We start from the raw sequence: 20833 nt of genomic DNA, 5'->3' as shown, positions 1-20833 counted from the left end.
TCAGCTCTGTTTTTTACTGTTGAGGGCACCAGCGCCTTTTCCGAAGTACATAAAGGACAGCAGGTAGCACAGCAGAGTGACAGCTGCCGCGGTTCCAAACACGTATTCATAGCTTTCCGTGAAAAGGAATATTGAGCTGGAGACAGACATTCCGATTGTGCCACCCAGCATTTGAGAGGTGATCATAACACCACTCGCCTGCCCCTTGTGCGTCAACTCAACCGAGTCCACTGATGACTTCATAGATGGCAGGAACAACAAGGGCATCGCAGCTCCCCATGCGAGCAGTGCCGGCAGCAGCAGCCAATAGTTATCCCGTGAGATAAACGCTGTTAGCCACAGCGTGGAACTGGACAGCACCAGCAGCCCCCACATGGCTGGCGTGCGAACACCAAACTTATCGACGCAAACACCACTCAAGCCCGCCGTTGCTGCATTCATCACGACTGCAGACATCAATGCTAAGCCAGCAAAGAAAGGGGCAAAGCCGAGCTTGTCCTGAAAGTACAAAGCTCCAAAAATGAACATTGCAATCTTGGAGTATTGCGCCTGAAAGACCACAAATGCTGCCACGGCGAAAGACGGCTCCTTGAAGAAACGCACTTGAATGAGAGGTGCCTTTTTATGCAGTTCATTCCATAGGAAGACGGCTAACGCAGACACCCCAACAACGAATGACAAGACGATATCTCTTGATGTCCAACCCCATTCCGGCGCTTGCATGATGGCCAGAACGAAAAAGAAAAGTCCCACAAGCAATGTGATGATGCCTAGCCAGTCAAAAGAGTAATCCGAAAGGCTTTTATCCTGTCCGTGAGCAATCCGTCCCCTCAACGGCGCAAATGCGATAACCAAGCAGACGATCAAAACAAAGGGTGGGTTGATCCAGAAAATCCATCTCCAAGAGAAATAGCTGGTGAAGTAACCGCTCACTAACGGCCCTGAAGACAAGAAGATTGTGGCGATTGAGCCGAACACGCCCAATGCGAAGCCTCTGCGTTCAGGTGGGAAAATGCGCGAAATGGCGACAATCGGCAGCGGGAACATGATTGCAGCGCCAATCCCCTGCACGACACGTGCACCAACGAGGAACCCTCCGTTTGGTGCGAAGCCACAGGCCAGCGACGCCAAACCGAAGATGATCATGCCAGAGAGGATGAGATAATTGATGTTTACTAAGTCAGCCAGTTTGCCACCGAGAGCCACCAAAGCTGCGAACATCAATAGATAGGAGTTCACCACCCAATGGGCTTGAGTGAGTGTCATCCCAAATTCTTCTGAGATGGTTGGCAGAGCCAGACTAACGACTGTTTCATCCAACAAAGCGAGCCCAAGGATGAAACTCATTGCTGCCAGCAGCACCCATCGATGCAAAACGGATGGCATGCAAGTATATTTGGTGGGGTTTTGGGGCAACTCCGTCATTGGCACTAGCACCTCACAGGCCGTAGCCGACAGGCACAAGCCAATTCCAAGAGTTTCTAGCTATCACAGAGGCAAGAAGATGCTTAAGGGCGTACTTTGGTACACACTTAGCAGAGCACTAAGGCTCAAGAGACAATTATGCCGGTCTCTCGAGCCTCAGCTTCGTTAAATCTGGTTTTTACTCACCTAGAGCAAGGCCTTCGCGGCGTGGATCTACCCCACCCTGCAGGCCATCTGCGGTGATCACAATTCCATGAAGACCGGAGTTGAGGTCACGAATGTTGGTTTTGTAACCCATAGCATCCAGAGCAGGTTGCAGCTTTTCAGCGGCAGTGCCCTTCTCAAGATCATAGGTGCCGAAGCGATTGACCAGATGCGGCATGGAGATCGCTTCCTGAATGTTCATACCCCAATCCAGGTTCGCAACCAGTGTTGTTGCTACGTAACCAATGATGCGACTACCACCTGGAGACCCAACGACAACGAATGGTTTGTCGTCTTTCATAACGATTGTTGGCGCCATGGAAGAACGTGGGCGTTTGCCTGGCTCAACGCGGTTGGCAATCGGCACACCATCACGATGCGTACGGAATGAGAAGTCCGTCAACTCGTTGTTAAGCAGGAAGCCATTGGTCATAAGACGAGAGCCAAAGCCATTCTCAATAGTAGTTGTCATGGAAACAGCATTGCCGTTTGCATCTACAATTGAGAAGTGGCTGGTTGATGGCAGTTCAATGCTCTCATCATCAGCCAGCAACATGGCGTGATCCCAAGTTGGGTTACCTGGGACAACCTTGTCTTTCGGCAGGGCTTTATCGCCGTTCAAAAGCTTAGCGCGCTCTTTGAGGTAAGCAGGCGCAACGAGGCCGTTGGTTGGCATTGGCACATAGTCACTGTCCGCCATGTAGCGACCACGATCAGAGAAGGCGAGACGGGATGCGTCACCAATCAAGCGCCATGCGTTCGGGTCGCCAGAGTTCATTGATGGCAGATCGTAGCTGTTGAGCTGGCCGAGGATCTGGCCAACGGTCAGAGCACCAGAAGATGGCGGGCCCATGCCGCAGATTTCGTAGGCACGGTATTCAGCACAAACAGCTGAACGCTCTTTGATGTTGTAGTTTGCGAGATCTTCAAGGGCCAGTTTACCCGGATTGCCCTTAGCGGATTGAACAGTCTCAACGATGGACTTTGCAATATCTCCAGAATAGAAGCCATCCGCTCCATTTTGAGAAATTGCAGTCAGGGTCGCTGCATATTCTGGGTTTTTGAGCAGCTGCCCAACTGGCAAAGGAGTGCCGCCCGGCAGGAAGTAGTTTCTCGTTGTTTCGAAGCGAGAGAGGCGCTCCTGATCATTGGTGATCAGGGCGTTCAGGCGCGGAGAAACCTCAAAGCCATCTGTTGCCAGTTTGATGGCAGGAGCAACAAGATCGGCCCATGGTAGAGAACCGAGTTTTGCATGGGTATCATACAGCAGTTTTACTGTGCCAGGCGTTCCGACAGAAAGTCCGCCAACAACGGCATCATAAAACTTGAGTGGTTCACCGTTTTCGTTCTGAAACAGTTCTGGCGTTGCTGATGCAGGCGCTGTCTCACGACCGTCATATGTGGTCAGCTTGCCTGCTTCGGCATCATAATAAACGAGGAACGCACCGCCGCCGATTCCAGAGGATTGAGGTTCAACCAATCCCAGCATGAGCTGCACAGCAACCATTGCATCAATGGCGTTGCCGCCAGCTTGCAAAACGTCAAAACCCGCTTTTGACGCATGAGGGTTTGCGGCGACCACCATAAACTTTTGCGCGGTCACCATTTTCTTGTCGGAGATTCCGCTTGCCATTTCGGGAGCGACGCTGTCTGCCGCCTCCTGTGCTTGCGCAGGTAAAGCAAGCCCTGCTGCCAGTACGGCAGAGACCCATAGTTTCTTCATTATTTTCCCTCCTGAAGCGGGCAAATTCCCGCTGATTAGACTAGCTCTTCAAATTCACTTTCATTCTTCAATGTAAAATCCAAAATTCCACGCACATGTTCCGTGGTGCTATCAATGACCGGAGCTGAAATATCCTCCTGTCCCACCAACAGTCCAAGCTCTGTGCACCCCAGAATGACACTATCAGCACCCTGGTCCTGTGCTTTTCTGACAATCTGCAAGAGTGTGCGGCGAGAATCCTCATTAATCTGACCCCGACACAACTCATTATAGGCGATGTCATGGACGACGGCTTGCCCTCCATTGTCAGGGATCACTACCGATAATCCGTAGATATCCTGCAATCTTCTGATGTAAAAATCCTGTTCCATAATGTAGCGCGTTGCAAGCAAAAGTGGTTTCCTGCGTTTTACCTTTTGAATGGCATTCGCAGTTGTTTCAGCAATATGAATGAATGGGATCGTCAAACCATCCTGGATGTAGGAGGCGACTTTGTGCATTGTGTTCGCACAGATCACAATGCAATCAGCACCGGCACTTTCTAACTTCAGCGCCGCCTGTTTTAGCAAACTACCCGCTTCTTCCCACTCTCCGCGTGCAAGAAGCAACTCGATCTGAGAAAAATCAAAGGACCATAAAACGAGCTCAGCAGAGTGAAGTCCGCCAAGTCGTAAACGCGTTTGCTGATTAATCAGTCTGTAGTAAGTAGCAGTGCTCTCCCAGCTCATTCCTCCTAATAAGCCAATCGTTTTCATATATTCCTCGACATACAATACTCGTCGTAGGGACTATGTTGGCAAATTGCGCCGACTTAGAGAAGGTTGTTTTTTGTGCAGTTGAGCTGGGAGACCTAAATTAAGGCACTCTGCAGGTGATGTCCTCACCATCTTTCGCTTCACAGCATGCCCATTCGGTGTACTCACCTGTACATGCTTCGCCGCCTACAGAGCGACGATTACAGAGCTTATTCGTCTGGAAAGTGTAGCGATCATCCTCATCGATATCAGTAAATCTATGAATGGGTCCGTTTGGAGCTTCCGGTCCGATTGTGACCTGAACTTCGCAGAGTTCAGTATCAGTGGTATCCAGAGTGATTGATGTCGCATTCGCTTTCTGACCTAGCGCTAACACTAGGAAAAGAGCCGAAAATACGAAGAGGCCAAACCAGAGGGGGCGCTTAAAACACAGGGACATTATCTTCACCTTTAGTATTTTTCTATTAAAATTGAATAGAAATTACCTATTCAATTCAGAGGTGAAGGTAGCTATCGCCGGTAAACTTAAGCCGCAAAGTGGACGGTGAATTTTCATAAGATTACAGTAAAGTAACCTAGGATAATTCTATTGCCACTTAGTCATGTTCACGCCTGGATCAATTCCTAGTGTATTAATGCCGCGGGCAGCAATTTCTGTGAGCATATCCTCTTTGTTTTGCATATCTGCATAAAATGGAGGCACTGGCGGCGCGATAATTCCACCCAACCGAGTCACCTTGAGCATCGCCTCTAAATGCCCCTCATGCAAAGGTGTCTCACGCGGGACGAGGACCAGCTTACGGCGCTCTTTGAGCACAACATCCGCAGCGCGTGTGAGCAGATTATCTGAGAAAGAATAAGCCACGCCTGAGAGTGTACGCATGGAGCATGGTGTGATGATCATACCATCAGTGTGGAATGAGCCGCTTGCAATAGCAGCCGTCATTTCATCAGGCGCGTAGGTGACGGATGCAAGCACTTTGAGCTGCTCAACGCCATCCTTGCCAAGCTCATGCTGAACAGAAGCGACGGCTCCTTTTGAATGCACCAGATACGTTTCAACGCTCAGCGCTTTCAGGATTTCCAGCGTTTTCAGAGCAAGTTGAGCACCGGAGGCTCCCGATACCCCAACAATGATACGCTTCGTCATGCCGCCTACTCACTTCCTTCAGGAGAACTCTTTATCTCTGAAGGGGTGATAGCATCCTTTGGTTGATCCTGGTTTTGTTTTTTAGGCAAGCCGCCTGGAAACAGTTCATCCCAGCGATCTTCAACCTTCTTGGTCAGCTCTTCCGGCATACGCATCACTTCTGGCCAGTCAGTGCGGGTTTCTGATCCGATTTTGGTTGTCGCGTCGATACCGAGCTTGCCGCCCAGACCTTCCATGCCCGAGGCAAAGTCCAGCGTATCAACCGGTGTGCGGTCCAGAACAACCAGATCGCGGGATGGGTCCATGCGGGTTGCGACGGCCCACATCACATCGCTCCAGCTCCTGCAGTCTATGTCTTCATCGACAGTGATGATCAGCTTGGTCATGGTGAACTGCGGCAGCAACGACCACATGCCCATCATCACGCGACGTGCCTGACCGGGATAGCTTTTCTTGATCTTCAGAACTGCAATTCGGTAGGAGCACGCCTCAGGCGGCAACCACAGATCGACAACCTCCGGAATTTGCTGTTTCAGCAGCGGCAGGAAAACGTCGTTCATAGTTTCGGACAGGACTGCTGGTTCGTCTGGCGCTCTGCCGGTGAAGGTGCTCATGTAGACTGGGTCCTTACGGGCACGAATGCCCGATACTTTGAAAACTGGGAACTGATCAGGGTCGTTGTAATAGCCGGTATGGTCTCCAAATGGGCCTTCCTCAGCTGTTTCTATTGGCTCTGCAAAGCCTTCCAGGACAATCTCAGAGGATGCTGGGACATGCAGGTCCACGTGCTTACATGGGATCAGCTCTGGTCGTCCACCAGACAAGACACCGGAAATCATCAGTTCACTGACGTCAGATGGTGTTGGTATGACTGCTGACAGGATTGTTGCAGGATCTGCACCGATGACAACGGCAACCGGCATACGCTCGCCGCGCGCTTGCCAGAGGCGATGGTGAGCAGCTCCACCGCGCATGGCGAGCCAGCGCAGGATTGCTTTGTCTTTGCCGATGACCTGCGCACGGTAGATACCCAGATTGTATTGAGAGGGATCATCCTTCCCCGGAGGGCGCGTGATGACGATACCCCATGTAATCAGTGGCCCCGCATCGTTTGGCCAACACATCTGCACAGGGAACTGTTCCAGATCAACCGGCATGTCTATCAGAGGAGATGACCGCAAGCGTTTTGGGCGAGCCGCCCATGCTGCTTTGGCAACAGGCAGCGCATCGATGAAGCCTTTCAGGCCCTTCGGTGGTTGCGGTGAGCGGAGATAGGCCAGCAGCTCCCCCAAGGCTGGAAGCTCATCAGGAGCACAGCCAAGGCCTAGTGCAACACGCTCTCGCGTGCCGAACACATTGGTCAAAAGCGGCATATTGCTGTGCGTTCCCGAACATGTGATCGCATTATCAAACTGAAGGACTGGACCACCCTGCTCAATCACCTGACGATGGATTTCTGTCGCTTCAAACTGAGCTGAGACCGGCGCCTTTACCCTCACAAGCTCCTGCTGCGCTTCCAATACATTGAGAAAGCTGGAGAGTGTCTCGAACTTCTTTTCGCTACGCCAATACATTCCATTTCCAGATTACTGGGCAAACTCGGGATCTGTTCGCCGGATTAACACACATTTGAAGGGTGTTGTCGCTCTGGTCCTTGACCTCCATCAATGATGAGTTCCGCTAGGATTAATAGGAGAGGATACTGATCAGTGGAGATTAAAGTATGTTCTTTAAACCGGAACGAGGCCTGTTTCCTCCTGCCCTGCAAAAAGCTCTCGGCATATTGCCGGTTCCTCCGCTTGGCTTTGCTCTGACCCGGGCCGTGCGTCGGCTTGCCCGTCATCGCCCAGACCTCTTCGAGCGTCTGGACACATACAAACGCACGCATTTCATTATCGACCCAATTGATATCCCGCACGTCTTCCGCATGATCCCGAATGGTGAACATGCGACGGTTGAGATGTTCAAACGTAAAGATGCGCCCGAAGGCGCGGCGCGTATCTCTGGACCACTCATCGTCCTGCTGGGACTGGTTGATGGCACATATGACGGCGATGCCGTTTTCTTTACCCGCGATCTGGTGATCGAGGGTGATACGGACGCTGTGCTAGCCCTTCGTAACACCATGGAAGAAGCCGATCTCTCCCCTGCTGAATTCCTTGGTTTTAATGGCCGCCCGCGTGAAGTCGTGGATGGAGCAACCAACAAGACCTTAGATCATCTGCGCCGACTACTCGACGCACCAACTGCCACTTCCTGATTGCCGCGGCAGAGTGGAAGCACTCTGCGCGAACCAAGTGGTTCACTCTGTTATTTTCTGGAAGGTGTTTTATGCTTGGACAGCGCAACGATAATAATCCATCGCTGGAGCTTGTTTGCCCAGCCGGTACACCAGCTGCTCTTAAAGCCGCCGCAGAAGCGGGCGCACACAGCATTTACTGCGGTCTGCGCAACGAAACCAACGCCCGTAACTTTCCCGGCCTCAACTTCTCTGAAAAAGAGTTGAATGCCGGAGTTCGCCTTGCCCATAAACACGGTTCGCACGTTCTTGTTGCTGTGAACACGTTCGCCCGAGCAGGTGACACACACATCTGGAAGCGCGCGGTTGATGCGGTTTCTGCGTCTGGTGCTGATGCGATCATTGCTGCCGATATTGCGGTGCTTGACTATGCAAAAGAGAAACATCCGAACCTGCGCCTGCACCTTTCCGTACAAGCTGCTGCGGCAACGCCTGAATCCATCAGTTTCTATCAGGACACTTTTGGCGTGCAGCGTGTGGTTCTTCCACGTGTCATGTCTGTTGAAGAAATCGTCAAACTCAATAAAGAGGTTACAGTCGAGACTGAAGTCTTTGTGTTTGGTGGGCTTTGCGTGATGACGGAAGGGCGCTGTGCTCTGTCTTCTTATGCCACGGGCAAATCTCCAAACCTCACCGGCGTTTGCTCCCCTCCGGGCGACGTTTCTTACGACGAAGACGACAGCAACCTTTATGCCCGTCTTGGCGGCTTTACCATTGATGGTTTTGGTGAAGGTGAAACTGCCGGATACCCAACACTTTGTAAGGGGCGCTTCAAGGCAGAGGGAGAGACTTCCTACCTGTTTGAAGACCCTGTCAGCCTGAATGCTGCAAGTTTGTTGCCACGCCTTCAAAAAGCTGGTGTTACCGCCGTTAAGATTGAAGGCCGCCAGCGCGGTAAAGCCTATATTTCTCAGGTAGTAAAGGCCTTCCGTGCTGCTGTTGATGCCATGGATGCAGGCGGCAATGCAGAAGAAGAAGTTTCAGCCATGTTGAGCGCAATGACAGAAGGTGGACGCGAAACCACCGGCGCCTACAAAAAGATCTGGAGATAAGGACCAATCATGAGCAAGATCGAACTTTCCATTGGTCCCAACTTCTTCAACTGGTCCAACGAAAAACTCGTCGACTTTTATGCGCGTGTAGCAGATGAAGCTCCTGTTGAGCGCGTTTACATCGGCGAAGTTATTTGCGGCAAGCGTATGCCGTTTAACGACAAAGTGTGGCCTGAGATTTATGAGCGCCTCACAAACGCTGGTAAAACGGTTGTCTTCTCAACTATAGCGCTGCCTGTCACCATGCGTGATCGTAAGTCTATCAACGCTCTCTCAGCAGATTGCGAGCTGGTGGAAGCCAACGATATTGCGAGTGTTCACAAACGCTCAGGTGAGCCTTTCGTTGGTGGACCGTTCCTCAACATCTATAATGAGCAGACAGCGAAGGTTCTCATAAACCTGGGCATGGAAACATTTTGCCCGCCTGTTGAATTGCCGATCAAGTCTGTTGAAGCGATTGCACAGGCTCTGCCAGACCTAACCATCGAGCTGTTTGCATTTGGCCGTCTGCCACTGGCTGTCTCTGGTCGCTGTTACCATGCACGCGCTCACAAGCTGCACAAAGACAACTGTCAGTTTATTTGTGATCGTGATCTTGATGGCATGGACGTAACGACACTGGATGATCAGAAGTTTCTTGCAGCGAATGGTATCCAGACACTGTCTCACAGCGTTCAAGCCATTACGCTTGGCCGCGACGAACTTTTGACAAAGGGTGTTGGTCGCTTGCGCCTGTCACCGCATGATATTGATATGATTGCGATTGCCGAAATCTATCGTGATCTTGTTGATGGAAAAATCGAAAGCGCTGAAGCCGTGGCACGTCTGCAGACACAACAGCTGCCGGGTGCGCTGGCAAACGGGTATGTGACCGGAAAACCGGGTCACCTCTGGGAAGCCGATTGAGATTTTAGGAAAGGCGGGGCTTCGGCCCCGCTTTTAGTTTGACGGGACCATTCCGCCCATCACGTCAAAAATCATTTTACAGATTTGCTCTGCGGCCTCAGCACGCAGGCTTTTCTGAAACTCGACTGCCTCTGCTGCTTTGCCTTCTTTGATGAACTTCAGCAGCTCCCAATGCTCCTGAGCAGAGTTGACGGGCGCTCCATGCGCTTTCAGCAGCATGTTCCGCGCTCGTTGGGATCTATCCCAGAGCTGCAGGAAGACAGTCTCCAGATGCACGTTGCCGCTGAACTTGACGACATCTTCGTGGAACTTCTTGTCCGCAGATGCCCAAACGCTGAGGTCTCCACGTTCAAGTGAAAGATCCATCAGGGTGACAGAGTCCTCAAGTGTACGCGCCTGCTTTTCGCTGATTGGCTTTTCAGCTAATTTTCGGATTGCAAGCCCCTCAACAACCTCAAGGATCTCGTAGATCTCCGAGATATCACCCACGGTGATTGGAAGGACGCGCATGCCTTGACGCGAGCGCATTTCCACGAGCCCGTCCTTTTGCAGCATTAGCATGGCCTCACGCACTGGCGTACGGCTCATTTCCAGCTGGGTAGCCGCTTCCTGCTCAAGCACCTGTGTACCCGGTCCGAGCCGGTTTTCGAGGATTGCTTGCTTCAGTTTGCGATAAGCGATGGAGACGTTAGACGTGGACGAAGGCATTTCCAAAAGGTGGGTTCGAGTAAAGATCGGCTTTCTCTATCATCCCCCTTCTGCATTGTCGATATTTCCGCTAAGTCATGATAAATTGCATTGCACATATAAAATTAATTTTATCTATAGAACCCATAGAGTTCGGCCATTTACCCTAATCAGAATTGATTATTTAAAACTACGTTTAATCCGTGAGTTATCCCTGCCAAAACGTAACTGCGTAATACACAAACAGATATCGGGCGACTTTGCCGATTGCGACCAACACCAGAAAGTTCATGAATTTCATGCGCAATGTGCCTGCAATGACGGTGAGCGGGTCGCCAATAATTGGCACCCATGCGAGCAGCATTGATGCTTGGCCGTAACGCTTAAACCAGCGCACAGCTTGCTTGAATTGGTGCTCTTTTATCGGGAACCACGAACGGTCTTTATAGTGGGACAGAAAACGCCCGCAGTACCAGTTGAACACTGAACCTGCGACGTTGCCCAACGAGGCAGACGCGATCAGGATAACTGGATCCCAACCTCCCGCCAACAACAGGCCGCTGAGAGCTGCCTCTGAGGAGCCCGGAGCTAACGTGGCAGCTAGAAATGAAAACGCGAACAAGCCACCATAAACACCAAGAGCCACGAGCATCTTAAGAAAAACTCCAAATCACTTGAGTAGTAATATTTCACAGCATATTGAGCCGTCCCTCTGTGCAGGTTATGAAGGGGCTCGTTTTGCTTGAGCGCATTTTTCCGATTAATTGCAGCTAATTAAACAAAATGCGCTGAAGGAGCTCTATGCTAAGACAAACAGTTCGGAAATAAGGCATTCCGACTAGTTCTGGGGGAGAACATGGATAAGCAACAGAAAATAAGTGTTGTTGACATGCATACAGGTGGCGAGCCGCTTCGTATCGTAACCAACGGCTATCCGGAAATCCCCGGCGAAACCATTTTGGCAAAGCGTCGCTATGCACGTGATAACCTTGACCACCTCCGACATTTTCTGATGTTTGAGCCACGTGGTCATTTCGATATGTATGGCGCGATCCTCGTTGAACCTTCTCATCCAAATGCTCATTTTGGTGTGCTCTTCATCCACAATGAAGGTTACAGCACCATGTGCGGTCATGCCGTGATCGCTCTGGGCCGTTACGCAATTGATCATGGCTTGGTTGAAGCTAAATCACCCGTCACTGAAGTGCGCATCGAATGCCCTTGTGGTTTGGTTATTGCTTCTGTGGAGGTCAACAACGGTGTCCCTGGTGCAGTCTCCTTCCATTCCGTCCCAGCTTTCCTTCATTCCCGTGATGTAACAGTAGATGTGAAAGGCGTCGGTGAGCTGACGGTTGATGTCTCCTACGGTGGTGCATTTTATGGTCTGGCGCCCGCTTCTGCATTTGGGCTGGATGTTCAGAAATCCCGAACGCGCGATCTTGTTGATGCCGCAAACGCTGTTAGCGATGCGATCCGCGCCGCTGTGACACTTCAGCATCCAGATGACGCAGATCTTGCATTTCTGTACGGCACCATTCTGACAGATGGAAATGACGCTTACAGCGGTGATCCAACAGCAAACATCTGCGTGTTTGCTGATAGTCAGGTAGACCGTAGCCCAACAGGATCCGGTGTCACCGCCCGATTAGCTGCACAAGCTGCTAAGGGTCTGATTAGCAAAGGGCAAACCCGTCGTTTTGAGAGCCTGATCGCAACAAGCTTTGAAGGCACTTATTTCGCGGATGCCAAATGCGGACCGCACGACGCGATCGTTGCGCAGGTAGCAGGCAAAGCACATTACAGCGGAGAAGCAACCTTCTGGCGGGAAAATGATGATCCTGTTGGTAACGGCTTCCTGCTGAGATAACTCTCTGTAGTTTTTCAGGTTTCGATGAAGTTTCGAAAAATGACAGGCTCCGCTTTCTCATCAGAGAGCGGAGCCTGTTGTTTTTTGCTGGAAATGGCTGCGGGTTAAAGCTAGAAAATACGAAGAAATTCAAAAAGATAACCGAAACTTTTCGGTAGCAATCGGGGGTGATCAGCAATGGCAGTTGATCCTAAGCGTTTTCTAAGTGACCTGTTTCATGCGGCCATTGAATCCGCTCAACCTGAGAAATGCATCCCGAAGTACTTACCTGACACTCCCAAAGGGCGGCTCATCGTTATTGGTGCGGGGAAAGCCTCCGCAGCCATGGCACGGGCCGTGGAAGATAACTGGGAAGGCCACCTCAGTGGTCTGGTAATCACACGTTACGGCTACAACGTTCCTTGCAAGTCCATCGAGATTATTGAAGCAGCGCATCCAGTGCCTGACGAAGCAGGATTGGCTGGTGCCAAGCGCATGTTGAAGCTTGTTTCCGATCTTTCCGCTGAGGACACAGTTCTCTGTCTCATTTCTGGCGGCGGTTCTTCACTCCTGCCTTTGCCGTTTGACGGACTTTCGTTGGAAGACAAGCAGTGCATCAATAAAGAGCTGCTGCGGTGTGGCGCTACGATCAGCGAGATGAACTGCGTACGGCGACATCTCTCGCAGATTAAAGGGGGACGTCTGGCTGCTGCGTGCCATCCTGCCAAAGTGATCAACCTGCTGATCTCCGACGTTCCCGGTGATGATCCGATCAACATTGCATCTGGTCCAACGGTTGCTGACCCGACCACCTGTGCCGATGCTCTGGCGATTGTGGAGCGGTATAAGATTGAGCTCCCAGCAAGAGCATTGGAGGTTCTTGAAAGTGGCGTTGGTGAAACGCCGGATGAAAACGACCTGCACCTCGGATCTGTTGAGACGCATATGATCGCGACGCCGCAGTTGGCGCTAGAAGCCGCAGCATCTGTTGCCGAGAAACAAGGTATTCCAGCTTACATACTGGGTGACAGCATCGAGGGTGAGGCTACGGATGTAGGTGTTGTGATGGCCGGGATTGCCAAGCAAGTTGCCTCGCACGGACAGCCGTTTGAAGCCCCTTGTGTGTTGCTTTCTGGTGGAGAGACGACAGTCACGATCAAGGGCAATGGTCGTGGAGGGCGGAATGTGGAGTTCTTGCTCTCACTGGCAGTTGCTTTAGACGGCCAGCAAGGTGTCTACGCCCTTGCTGGAGATACAGACGGCGTTGACGGGATTGAGGAGATTGCAGGGGCTTACTGTGATCCTTCCACCCTACAAAGAGCCTGGGGCAAAGAGATCAATCCGCGACGGTCCCTTGCTGACAACGATGGGCATGGGTTTTTTGAGGCGATTGGCGACAATGTTATCACCGGCCCGACACTGACGAACGTAAATGACTTTCGTGCGATCTTTATTGATGCCGTTTAGGCCATAGCGTTCATTTTATCTCTCAGATCGTTCAGGCTTCTGGACGAGTAAGTTGCTTAGGCTCATAGTGAGTGGATGCTTGATACGCTCAGTGACATCCTCACCCGCCTTTCCGTCAAAGGCACACTTTACTTCCGCACCTCCTTTACGGTGCCGTGGGGGGTTGCTGTGCCGTCCTTTGAGAATGTGGCACGTTTTCATTTTGCCCATCGTGGGGATTGTATGGTGCGGGTGAAAGAGACGGGCAAGAAGGTGTTGCTCGCCCAAGGTGATTTGCTGATCGTTCCTCATGGCGCCGCTCATGACATCTATTGCGGGCGCTCTGAGGAGGAAGTCATCCTGCCGCTGGATCGTGTTCTGGAGCTTTCCGGGTACAACGGTGAAGGTGTGCTGGTTTATGGCGGAGAGCAGGATGAACGTGAGACACAGCTGATTTGCGGTCACATCTCACTGGCTCGCAATGCTCGTCATCTCATCTTTGATCAGCTGCCTGATTACATCCATATATCGAACTATGGAGAAGCCGCAGGGCGTTGGATGGAGGCCACTCTGCGTCTGATAGGAGATGAAACACATGGCACACGCCTTGGCGGTGACCTGATCGCGCTTAAAATGACCGAGGTTTTGTTTGCTCAGGCGCTGCGCAGTTTCATTGAGCAGGAAGGTGAAAAGCACCTCGGGCTTGCCGGGTTCGCTGATCCGCAGTTGAGCAGAGCGCTGGCGGCCTTTCATAAGGCTCCTGCACGCGAGTGGAGCGTAGAAGGCTTGGCGCGGGAGGCAGGTCTTTCGCGGACTGGATTTGCGACACAGTTTTCCAGCAAGATGGGCCTTACACCCATGCAATATCTGACCAGTTGGCGCATCCAGATTGCACAACAGGGTTTGGTTGATGATCAGATGAGCGTGTCTGAAGTGGCAGCGCTTGCTGGATATGCTTCTGAATCTGCATTTACGCGGGTTTTCAAGAAAGAAGTGGGTTTAACACCAGCGGCGTATCGCACATCCCATTAAATAAAATTAGCTCAACTGTTCTACTTTTAGATCCATCCTGAACGATCTGCATATTCCTTTGAACGTCCTGAAATTGAGCTAAACGGGAGCTTCTCCTAATCTGACTGTGCCCAAAACGAAAGACCGACACAGTCAAAAAGGAACCCTGTCATGTCCCTCCGTTTCGTTACAAAAAGTATCCATGCTTATCTGGATTATCCCGTTGCCTTTGCCTTGATCGGTTTGCCCTTTATTTTTGGTCTTGGAGCATCCAACCCATTAGCGCTCTGGCTATCTGTTGGCACAGGCACAGCAGCGTTAATTTTGACGCTTCTGACGGATCACCAGTTTGGAGTGCTCCGTGTGCTGCCTTACAGCCTCCATCTGGCCGTTGATGGAGCGGTTGGCGTGCTCTTTTTGCTCGCACCTTTCCTCTTCGGCTTCACCGGACTGGACGCAGCCTATTACTTTGCTAACGGCTTGGCGGTTGCGATTGTCGTGAGCCTGCACAAACCAGAGACCGAAATGGCAGCAGCTTGAGGCAAAGCCCCTCACTGCCTGCACAACCAATAAACCGTAGGTGTCTGAAAGAGGCCTGCGGTTTATCCCATTTTTACTGAAGCTCTTGCCAATGCAGGTTCGGAATAGCGTTTCCAGAAACTGTATTGCGTCAGGAACAAGCCAACGCGATAAATGAAGTCCGCGAAGATAACACCAGCCAGACCGTAACTCATTGAAACACCAAATACATAGGCCAGCGGTAAGAAAATGAGCCATTGCGTGATTGCTGAGACTGTCCACGCTCGCCCGAACAGTTGGGCACCTTGCAGAACATAGTTCATCACTGCTCCCGCAATGTTGATTGGCAAGATTAAGCAGGAAAGCGTGAACACCAATATGAGTTGCGGTTCATCCAATGCTTCTCCCAGCAAAAGGGTCAGGACATCCTCAGAGAGCACCATGACGAGCAGTGCGTAGATCACAATAGGATATGCAGCACCTGAGATCATCTTCAGGCCAACCTGTTGGGCTCCCGACAGGTCTTTTGCCCCAACTGCCTGACCTACCTGACTGATCGCGACGCTTCCCAAAGCATTTGCTACATAAATCGGGATGAGTGTTGCCTGAGTGATAACCTGATAGACGGCCAAAGCTAAAACACTGAGATGCCCGACAATCCAATAGCTTGAAAAGATCCCAAGAGCGTAGATTGTGCTTTGAGAGGCAGACAGGATTGCCTTCCTCAAAATCTCGATGATCAAAGGCACAGACAAGACTCCAAGTCTCAGTTTTTGCTGCGAGATCGCTTGTAGTGCTGCTGACACATAGAAGACCGCTGCAAGCGCAAATGCGATGAACGTGCCGAAGCCAATTCCTGAAATTCCCAGTTTAGGAGCACCAGCCCAGCCGAATGCCAGTGCTACAGTTGCAACGGCATTCACTATCTGCGTTCCAATGCCGATGTAAGAGACGGTCCACGCTTTGCCGACAGCAATAAGGAGACCGCGCGACGCACCACACATGTAGTAAAACGGTGTCGCATAAAGGAGAAACTCCAGATATCGCCTAGAAGCTTCCCTGACTTCAGCGTCCGGATTCATGAAAATAAGTATGTCTTCGAGGAAATAGATTGAAGCTGCTGTTAGCAAGAGCCCAAAGCTTAAGCCCAAGATCAGACAGACCACAAACGCGTCCAGCACTTCGTTGTTTTCCCGACTGGTCAGAAACCCAGCAGTGAAAGATTGGATTGCGATGGAAAAGCCGTTGGAGAATGAAAACAAGACAAAAAACATCATGCCGCAGATTCCGACCGCAGCGACAGCGGGTGCACCGAAATAACTGGAGACGTAAGTATCTGTCCAGTTGGTGACCAAAGCAGCGCTGCCGGTGAGGAAGAGCGGTAACGCCCGCAAATACATATGCTTAAACGAAATCATCGAAGTATGGATTGCCGGAGAAGAGGTAGGAACTTAACATGGCCAGCATACACTGTTCCCATTCAAACGATAGATGAAAATAAGTAATTCAACCTATATTTTATCTTATGCTTCTAGCTGATCTGTCTTTTCTTCATTTTCTGAAAGTAACTGTTTCGATCAGCACAGTAGCTCCTTTGTAGAAGTGCCAATCTCAACTGCATCGAGATCTTCATTCCAAGATCTCTTCCACTCATGGTGAGGAGTATGCCATGGCTGAGACAACTGCATTTGATGAGTTGGTTCGGGCGTTTTCGTCCAGTTTTGATCTGGACCTGCCGGAACCGTGTAATGGTGCCTACTTTTTCTGCGTTGATGAGCGCAGTCATTTGATTTTGTGTCAGCATCATGAGGATTTTATCATGATGGCACTGACGAGTGGGCTGCGTAAAGTTGACCTTTCTGCTGATCAAGCCCTCATGCTTTTAAAAAGCAACGGCAACGCATTCACTCAACCACATATCATCGCGTCGATTACTGGGCAGCGCGTATCTCATTGGACCGAGGTTTCTACAGGTGGTGGTGCTGAGCTTATGCGCGAAGCGTTTGATTTGCTCCTTGATGCAAACGCACGACTGGAGCGTGCACAGCCTTCTGCTGAAGAGGGGGCCCTCGATGAAATCCATGTGCCTTTGCCCAAGTACGGCTCGGACATGGTGATTATTGGTTCCTGATCGCTCTGACAAATCAATGGAATTTACTGTTTTCACGTTGGTGTTCCGGCGCTCCTGAAGAATGGAGGCCAACACTGGGAATTTATGAGGTGTCCCATGGGTCGTTCTCCAATTCATTCAAAAATTTCGCTGCCTCAAGTCAATCCAGACCAACAAGGGGCTACACCTAAGAAAACAACCAGTTCTCATAAAGGACACAAACTGTGCCATACCGAGCCAAAGAATGTGCATCGCTTGCTGGACCAGTTGGATGAACTGAACGGAAAGTCTACACAACACAGCCGCCCAGCAAAAGCCGGGGCGAAGGACCCCCAACTGCGCCCACTTGCTTACCACAAGCATCATAAACCGGAGGGCGAACCTTCTAACCCAACGGATGGTATGTCACGTGCTGCGAAAAAGCTTCGCTATGAGGGCTACCGTTTGCCTTCAGAAAAGTTGATGGGGCATGGCGCGAGCAATACCGCGACATCCTCGCAACAAAGTACAAAGACGGTTCCGACTAAAGCAGAGCCTCCGCTCGCTGCGCATGCGAACACACTTGATCATATGGGCTCAGATCCTGATCTGAGCGACTACGTTATTGTTGACGCTCCCAAGCCTGAAGGAAGTAAGACATCTGCCGCAAATGGTGCGTCGCAAGCTGTTGGGCAGCCCAAGTTGGAAGCCGCTGAGCAGCCAACCGCACCTCAACCACACAGCGAACCGTTGGAGTTGAAACCACATCCGGCAATGCTGGCAATGCATGAGTTGGATTTGGCGGTGAGCCCGGAGCTTGAGCAGCAGTTCCAAGCGTATCAGGAAAAGAAAACGGCCTTTATCAATGACCCGACAGGCACTGCACATGAAGGACCGGAAGCAGCAAAAAAGCAACGACTGATCACAGGTCTGTTGGGTATGGCTCAAAACAAGGCTGATACATATCTGCGTATGCAATTTAGAACCGGGCTGGACAATGATGCACGTGCGTTGGCCAAGCAAATTTTTGAAGATGCCTCTCATGATCCTCGCTTCCTCGCTTTCCTGAAGGTCGCAGCGCTGGCTGCGCCAGAGGATTTGTCCAATAATCACAAAGAGCTGCTGGTATTCCTGAGCCAGAACCTGAAGGCGCTGAATAAAGAAGTTGTTGGCGACGTCAACGCGCTCATGCGCCAGAATGCGTTTAGTAAAGGCTTGAGTGAAGCAGTCGACACCGCCAGAGAAAATGCTGTGACCGAGCAGGATGTGCGTTATCTGGATGAGGTCGAGAAAGATGTTGTCGCCTATCGAATGGCGACTTCTAAGCAATTGGGAGAAACGCTGAATGCCAGCAATGATTTACTGGCAGCCATGAGCTTTGGTGATGCGATCCTTTCCAGCACAGAAAGCCTCTCGCATGAGAATGGCCGGGCGCAATACGCGCTGGCCAGCCTGCGTGAGGTGGCCTCGCAATTGACTGAGCAGCACCTGGCGGATCATCACAGCACCAAGAAGACTGAAACATGGATCGCTAAGCAGCCATGGGCGGCGCTGGTTTCTGTTTCCATCCAGAAAGATGGCGGATACTACAACATCAACACGGAACTGCGTCACGACCCCGCTCCAAGAAAAGTTGGTAACAGCACGTTCTTTGACAATACCGATGTGGTCCCGCAATTGGGGCTGACGAAGAGCGAGTTGCGCGACAAGCCCCAGCTGGTTCTGAATGGTCTGCGCTCCAAGGAGATGATGGAAGCACTGAAGTTGGTCCCGACTGGCGAAGACGGCGTAGATGATTTGCCCATCGTTGAAAAGCCAAGTGATCTGGCCATGGCGTGGGGAAGTACACTCGTGGAGGCTAAGCAGCGGGGCGATAACATCTCCAAGATGTTACCCGACTACTTCATCCTGAAGCAAGTGCGCTATCACAAGATAGAGGGCTTCCTGATCGAGAATGACATGCTGGAGCCAGCCTGGGTGGTTGAATACAAGCCGACCTCTCATACGATGTCAGAGATCGGCAAAATGAGAGCGTTGCCGCAAGCTGCTGCTAAGAATCTGGCTGCTCTGACTGTCAACCTGAATGAGTTGAAAGACAGTCAAACCAAACAATCTGACGAGCTTTCTTCCATGAGAGAGCGTTTGGATACCTTCTTGAGCACCAAGGGCAATGGCTTGCTGATGAGCTTTGGAAAGGCACACTTTGCGCTGGATAAGCTGATGGAGCATGTGCGCGATGACGTGCACGCCCGGATTGAAAAATCTGGCGGAAGCCTGAAGAAGATCCAGAAATGGATCTCTGAGCAGCCCTGGGTCGCGTTGTTTGATGTTTCTGTCACACGACCTGAGGGAGGCAAGAAGAGCGAGTATCTGATTTCTGTGAAGCAGAAGACTGCTCCTGAACCAGCTCACACAACCGTTACGGTTGTAGACCCGGAAACGCAGGAAGCTGGGGCAACAGCTCCTCAGGCACATGATAAATTTCCGGGAGTGACAGGCACCTTGCGGGCGTTGTTAGAGCCAGAAATACGAGCTCAACTCATCCTGAAACCAACCGATGAAGCCAGCTTGGGTGCGGAGATTGTTGATAAGCCAAGTAAGCTGGCACGGGAATGGGGTGAGCTGCTTGCCAAGGACGCTCAGGCTCAAGAGTCCCTGCCAGATTTTCTGGATCTGCGGGAAGTTCAATATCACAGTGAAACCAGAAACGTCTTCAGGAAAGGTCATCTGAAAACGTGTTGGGTGCTGGAGTTCAAGCCTGAAGCTCTGAATGCTGGTAGGAGCTAAAGCTTGGGGAGTGCAGTTCCCTGACTGCACTCCTTCTCTACTATCGTTAGCGCTTATAGATGATTGGGAACCAATCTTCTCGCAGGATTTGCCCAGGCTTCATGTCATGACCGGGGAATGGCGGAGATGTGCGGCCCGGCCGTTCAATATAGCGGGCATCGTCGCCTAGTAGACGCAAGGAGAATGCGCGGCGGCGCTGTTTTGTCGTGTTACCGCGTGCGCCGTGCAGCGTGTAATAGTTGAACGCGACAGCATCACCCGGTTCCATCTCCCATTCGCGGATCGGCATTCCTTCTGCATCCGGGTCCGGGATTGGCATGTACTCATCACTGTCGCCATAGAAGTTTTGCTCAGATAGCCAGCGGATTGGAAGGACTGGCTTTTCCCAAAGATGAGAGCCTGCAACACTGCGCAGGGTGGCACCTGTTACGGCGTCCATTGGCGACCAGAAGCTGACGGTCTGCTGCCCCTCGACGAAATAGTAGGGTCCATCTTGGTGCCATGGCGTGGCTTTGGTCGTGCCCGGTTCTTTAACAAGCACATGGTCATGAAACATCTGAACGGTTTGGGATTGCATCAGGTCTGCCGCAGCTTCTGCTGCGGGGGAGTTGTTCACCACCTCAACAAATTCTGGAATACGCTGCCAGTTGCAGTAGTCATCAAAGAAGCGACCACCCTCACCTTCTTTCAGGTTTTCTGCCGCATATTCTCCCGGCTCTGCCATGTTCCGCTCAATACCGGCCCTGATCAGATCTACATGATCTTTAAAGAGGCCTTTGATCAGTACGACACCTTCGCGCTGATAAGTATCGATATGGTCCTGAGTGATAAGTGAAGATGGCATCGTCCCGTCCAGTCTGTTAGCGAAGCTGACAGTCTGGACGAAGAGTCACGTTGGATAAATACAACTTATGCTAGGCGATCTGGAGATTTT

General features: G+C 51.3%; 19 protein-coding genes. 9 read left to right on the top strand and 10 right to left on the bottom strand.

Annotated elements, in window-relative coordinates; all coding sequences use genetic code 11:
- The 6 genes from BM231_RS03870 to BM231_RS03845 all read right to left on the bottom strand — a co-directional run bounded on the left by BM231_RS03870 (position 1) and on the right by BM231_RS03845 (position 6831).
- The gene (locus BM231_RS03870; RefSeq protein WP_208860032.1) at positions 1-1425 is read right to left on the bottom strand and encodes an MFS transporter; all 1425 of its coding nucleotides are present in this window, start codon (positions 1423-1425) and stop codon (positions 1-3) included.
- Positions 1426-1603: 178 nt separating this feature from the next.
- Entirely contained in the window at positions 1604-3352 is a 1749-nt protein-coding gene (gene ggt, locus BM231_RS03865; protein ID WP_093516825.1) for a gamma-glutamyltransferase, read from the bottom strand.
- Between the two features lie 35 nt (positions 3353-3387).
- Positions 3388-4107 carry an aspartate/glutamate racemase family protein gene (locus tag BM231_RS03860; protein ID WP_093516823.1) on the bottom strand — a complete coding sequence of 240 codons (720 nt, stop codon included), beginning with the start codon at positions 4105-4107 and terminating at the stop codon, positions 3388-3390.
- Positions 4108-4207: 100 nt separating this feature from the next.
- Complete coding sequence (locus BM231_RS03855) at positions 4208-4546, bottom strand: hypothetical protein (RefSeq protein WP_063297285.1); 339 nt, start codon at positions 4544-4546, stop codon at positions 4208-4210.
- Positions 4547-4693: 147 nt separating this feature from the next.
- Positions 4694-5257: a UbiX family flavin prenyltransferase gene (locus tag BM231_RS03850; protein WP_093516821.1), complete on the bottom strand. Its 564-nt coding sequence runs from the start codon at positions 5255-5257 to the stop codon at positions 4694-4696.
- Positions 5258-5262: 5 nt separating this feature from the next.
- Positions 5263-6831 carry a UbiD family decarboxylase gene (locus BM231_RS03845; protein ID WP_093516819.1) on the bottom strand — a complete coding sequence of 523 codons (1569 nt, stop codon included), beginning with the start codon at positions 6829-6831 and terminating at the stop codon, positions 5263-5265.
- Between the two features lie 149 nt (positions 6832-6980).
- Here BM231_RS03845 and ubiT point away from each other — a divergent pair, with 149 nt between their 5' ends.
- From ubiT to ubiV, 3 genes are all read left to right on the top strand, one after another.
- Positions 6981-7517 (top strand): ubiquinone anaerobic biosynthesis accessory factor UbiT, encoded by a 537-nt coding sequence (ubiT, locus tag BM231_RS03840; RefSeq protein WP_093516817.1) that lies wholly within the window; start codon positions 6981-6983, stop codon positions 7515-7517.
- A 71-nt stretch (positions 7518-7588) separates the two neighbouring features.
- A complete protein-coding gene (gene ubiU, locus BM231_RS03835) occupies positions 7589-8608 on the top strand; it encodes a ubiquinone anaerobic biosynthesis protein UbiU (protein ID WP_093516815.1) in 1020 nt (339 codons plus the stop codon).
- Between the two features lie 9 nt (positions 8609-8617).
- Positions 8618-9514: a ubiquinone anaerobic biosynthesis protein UbiV gene (gene ubiV, locus BM231_RS03830; protein WP_063304365.1), complete on the top strand. Its 897-nt coding sequence runs from the start codon at positions 8618-8620 to the stop codon at positions 9512-9514.
- 33 nt (positions 9515-9547) lie between these two features.
- On the opposite strand, the gene BM231_RS03825 is transcribed toward ubiV, so the two are convergent.
- Both BM231_RS03825 and BM231_RS03820 read right to left on the bottom strand, forming a co-directional pair.
- Positions 9548-10222 carry a GntR family transcriptional regulator gene (locus tag BM231_RS03825; protein ID WP_093516813.1) on the bottom strand — a complete coding sequence of 225 codons (675 nt, stop codon included), beginning with the start codon at positions 10220-10222 and terminating at the stop codon, positions 9548-9550.
- Between the two features lie 187 nt (positions 10223-10409).
- The gene (locus tag BM231_RS03820) at positions 10410-10853 is read right to left on the bottom strand and encodes a YqaA family protein (RefSeq protein ID WP_093516811.1); all 444 of its coding nucleotides are present in this window, start codon (positions 10851-10853) and stop codon (positions 10410-10412) included.
- Between the two features lie 204 nt (positions 10854-11057).
- Here BM231_RS03820 and BM231_RS03815 point away from each other — a divergent pair, with 204 nt between their 5' ends.
- From BM231_RS03815 to BM231_RS03800, 4 genes are all read left to right on the top strand, one after another.
- Positions 11058-12068, top strand: a complete 1011-nt coding sequence (locus BM231_RS03815; RefSeq protein WP_093516810.1) for a proline racemase family protein — start codon at positions 11058-11060, stop codon at positions 12066-12068.
- 177 nt (positions 12069-12245) lie between these two features.
- On the top strand, positions 12246-13514 hold the full coding sequence (locus tag BM231_RS03810) for a glycerate kinase type-2 family protein (protein WP_093516809.1): 1269 nt from the start codon (positions 12246-12248) through the stop codon (positions 13512-13514).
- A gap of 75 nt (positions 13515-13589) precedes the next feature.
- On the top strand, positions 13590-14525 hold the full coding sequence (locus BM231_RS03805; protein WP_063309393.1) for an AraC family transcriptional regulator: 936 nt from the start codon (positions 13590-13592) through the stop codon (positions 14523-14525).
- Positions 14526-14675: 150 nt separating this feature from the next.
- Complete coding sequence (locus BM231_RS03800; protein WP_093516808.1) at positions 14676-15044, top strand: hypothetical protein; 369 nt, start codon at positions 14676-14678, stop codon at positions 15042-15044.
- Between the two features lie 62 nt (positions 15045-15106).
- Here the strand turns inward: BM231_RS03800 and BM231_RS03795 are convergent, their stop codons facing one another.
- Positions 15107-16441, bottom strand: a complete 1335-nt coding sequence (locus tag BM231_RS03795; RefSeq protein WP_093516807.1) for an MATE family efflux transporter — start codon at positions 16439-16441, stop codon at positions 15107-15109.
- A gap of 251 nt (positions 16442-16692) precedes the next feature.
- Between BM231_RS03795 and BM231_RS03790 the strand changes: the two genes are divergently transcribed.
- Both BM231_RS03790 and BM231_RS03785 read left to right on the top strand, forming a co-directional pair.
- Positions 16693-17154: a type III secretion system chaperone family protein gene (locus tag BM231_RS03790; RefSeq protein ID WP_093516806.1), complete on the top strand. Its 462-nt coding sequence runs from the start codon at positions 16693-16695 to the stop codon at positions 17152-17154.
- Positions 17155-17250: 96 nt separating this feature from the next.
- Positions 17251-19899, top strand: a complete 2649-nt coding sequence (locus BM231_RS03785; RefSeq protein WP_093516805.1) for a hypothetical protein — start codon at positions 17251-17253, stop codon at positions 19897-19899.
- A 46-nt stretch (positions 19900-19945) separates the two neighbouring features.
- Here the strand turns inward: BM231_RS03785 and BM231_RS03780 are convergent, their stop codons facing one another.
- A complete protein-coding gene (locus BM231_RS03780; protein ID WP_093516804.1) occupies positions 19946-20743 on the bottom strand; it encodes a phytanoyl-CoA dioxygenase family protein in 798 nt (265 codons plus the stop codon).
- Positions 20744-20833 lie beyond the last annotated feature (90 nt).

This window comes from Pseudovibrio ascidiaceicola (assembly GCF_900114245.1).
In the GTDB taxonomy this organism is placed as follows: Bacteria; Pseudomonadota; Alphaproteobacteria; order Rhizobiales; family Stappiaceae; genus Pseudovibrio; species Pseudovibrio ascidiaceicola.
Note: the sequence above shows the minus strand (reverse complement) of the source record. Positions and strands in the feature narration are given on the sequence as shown.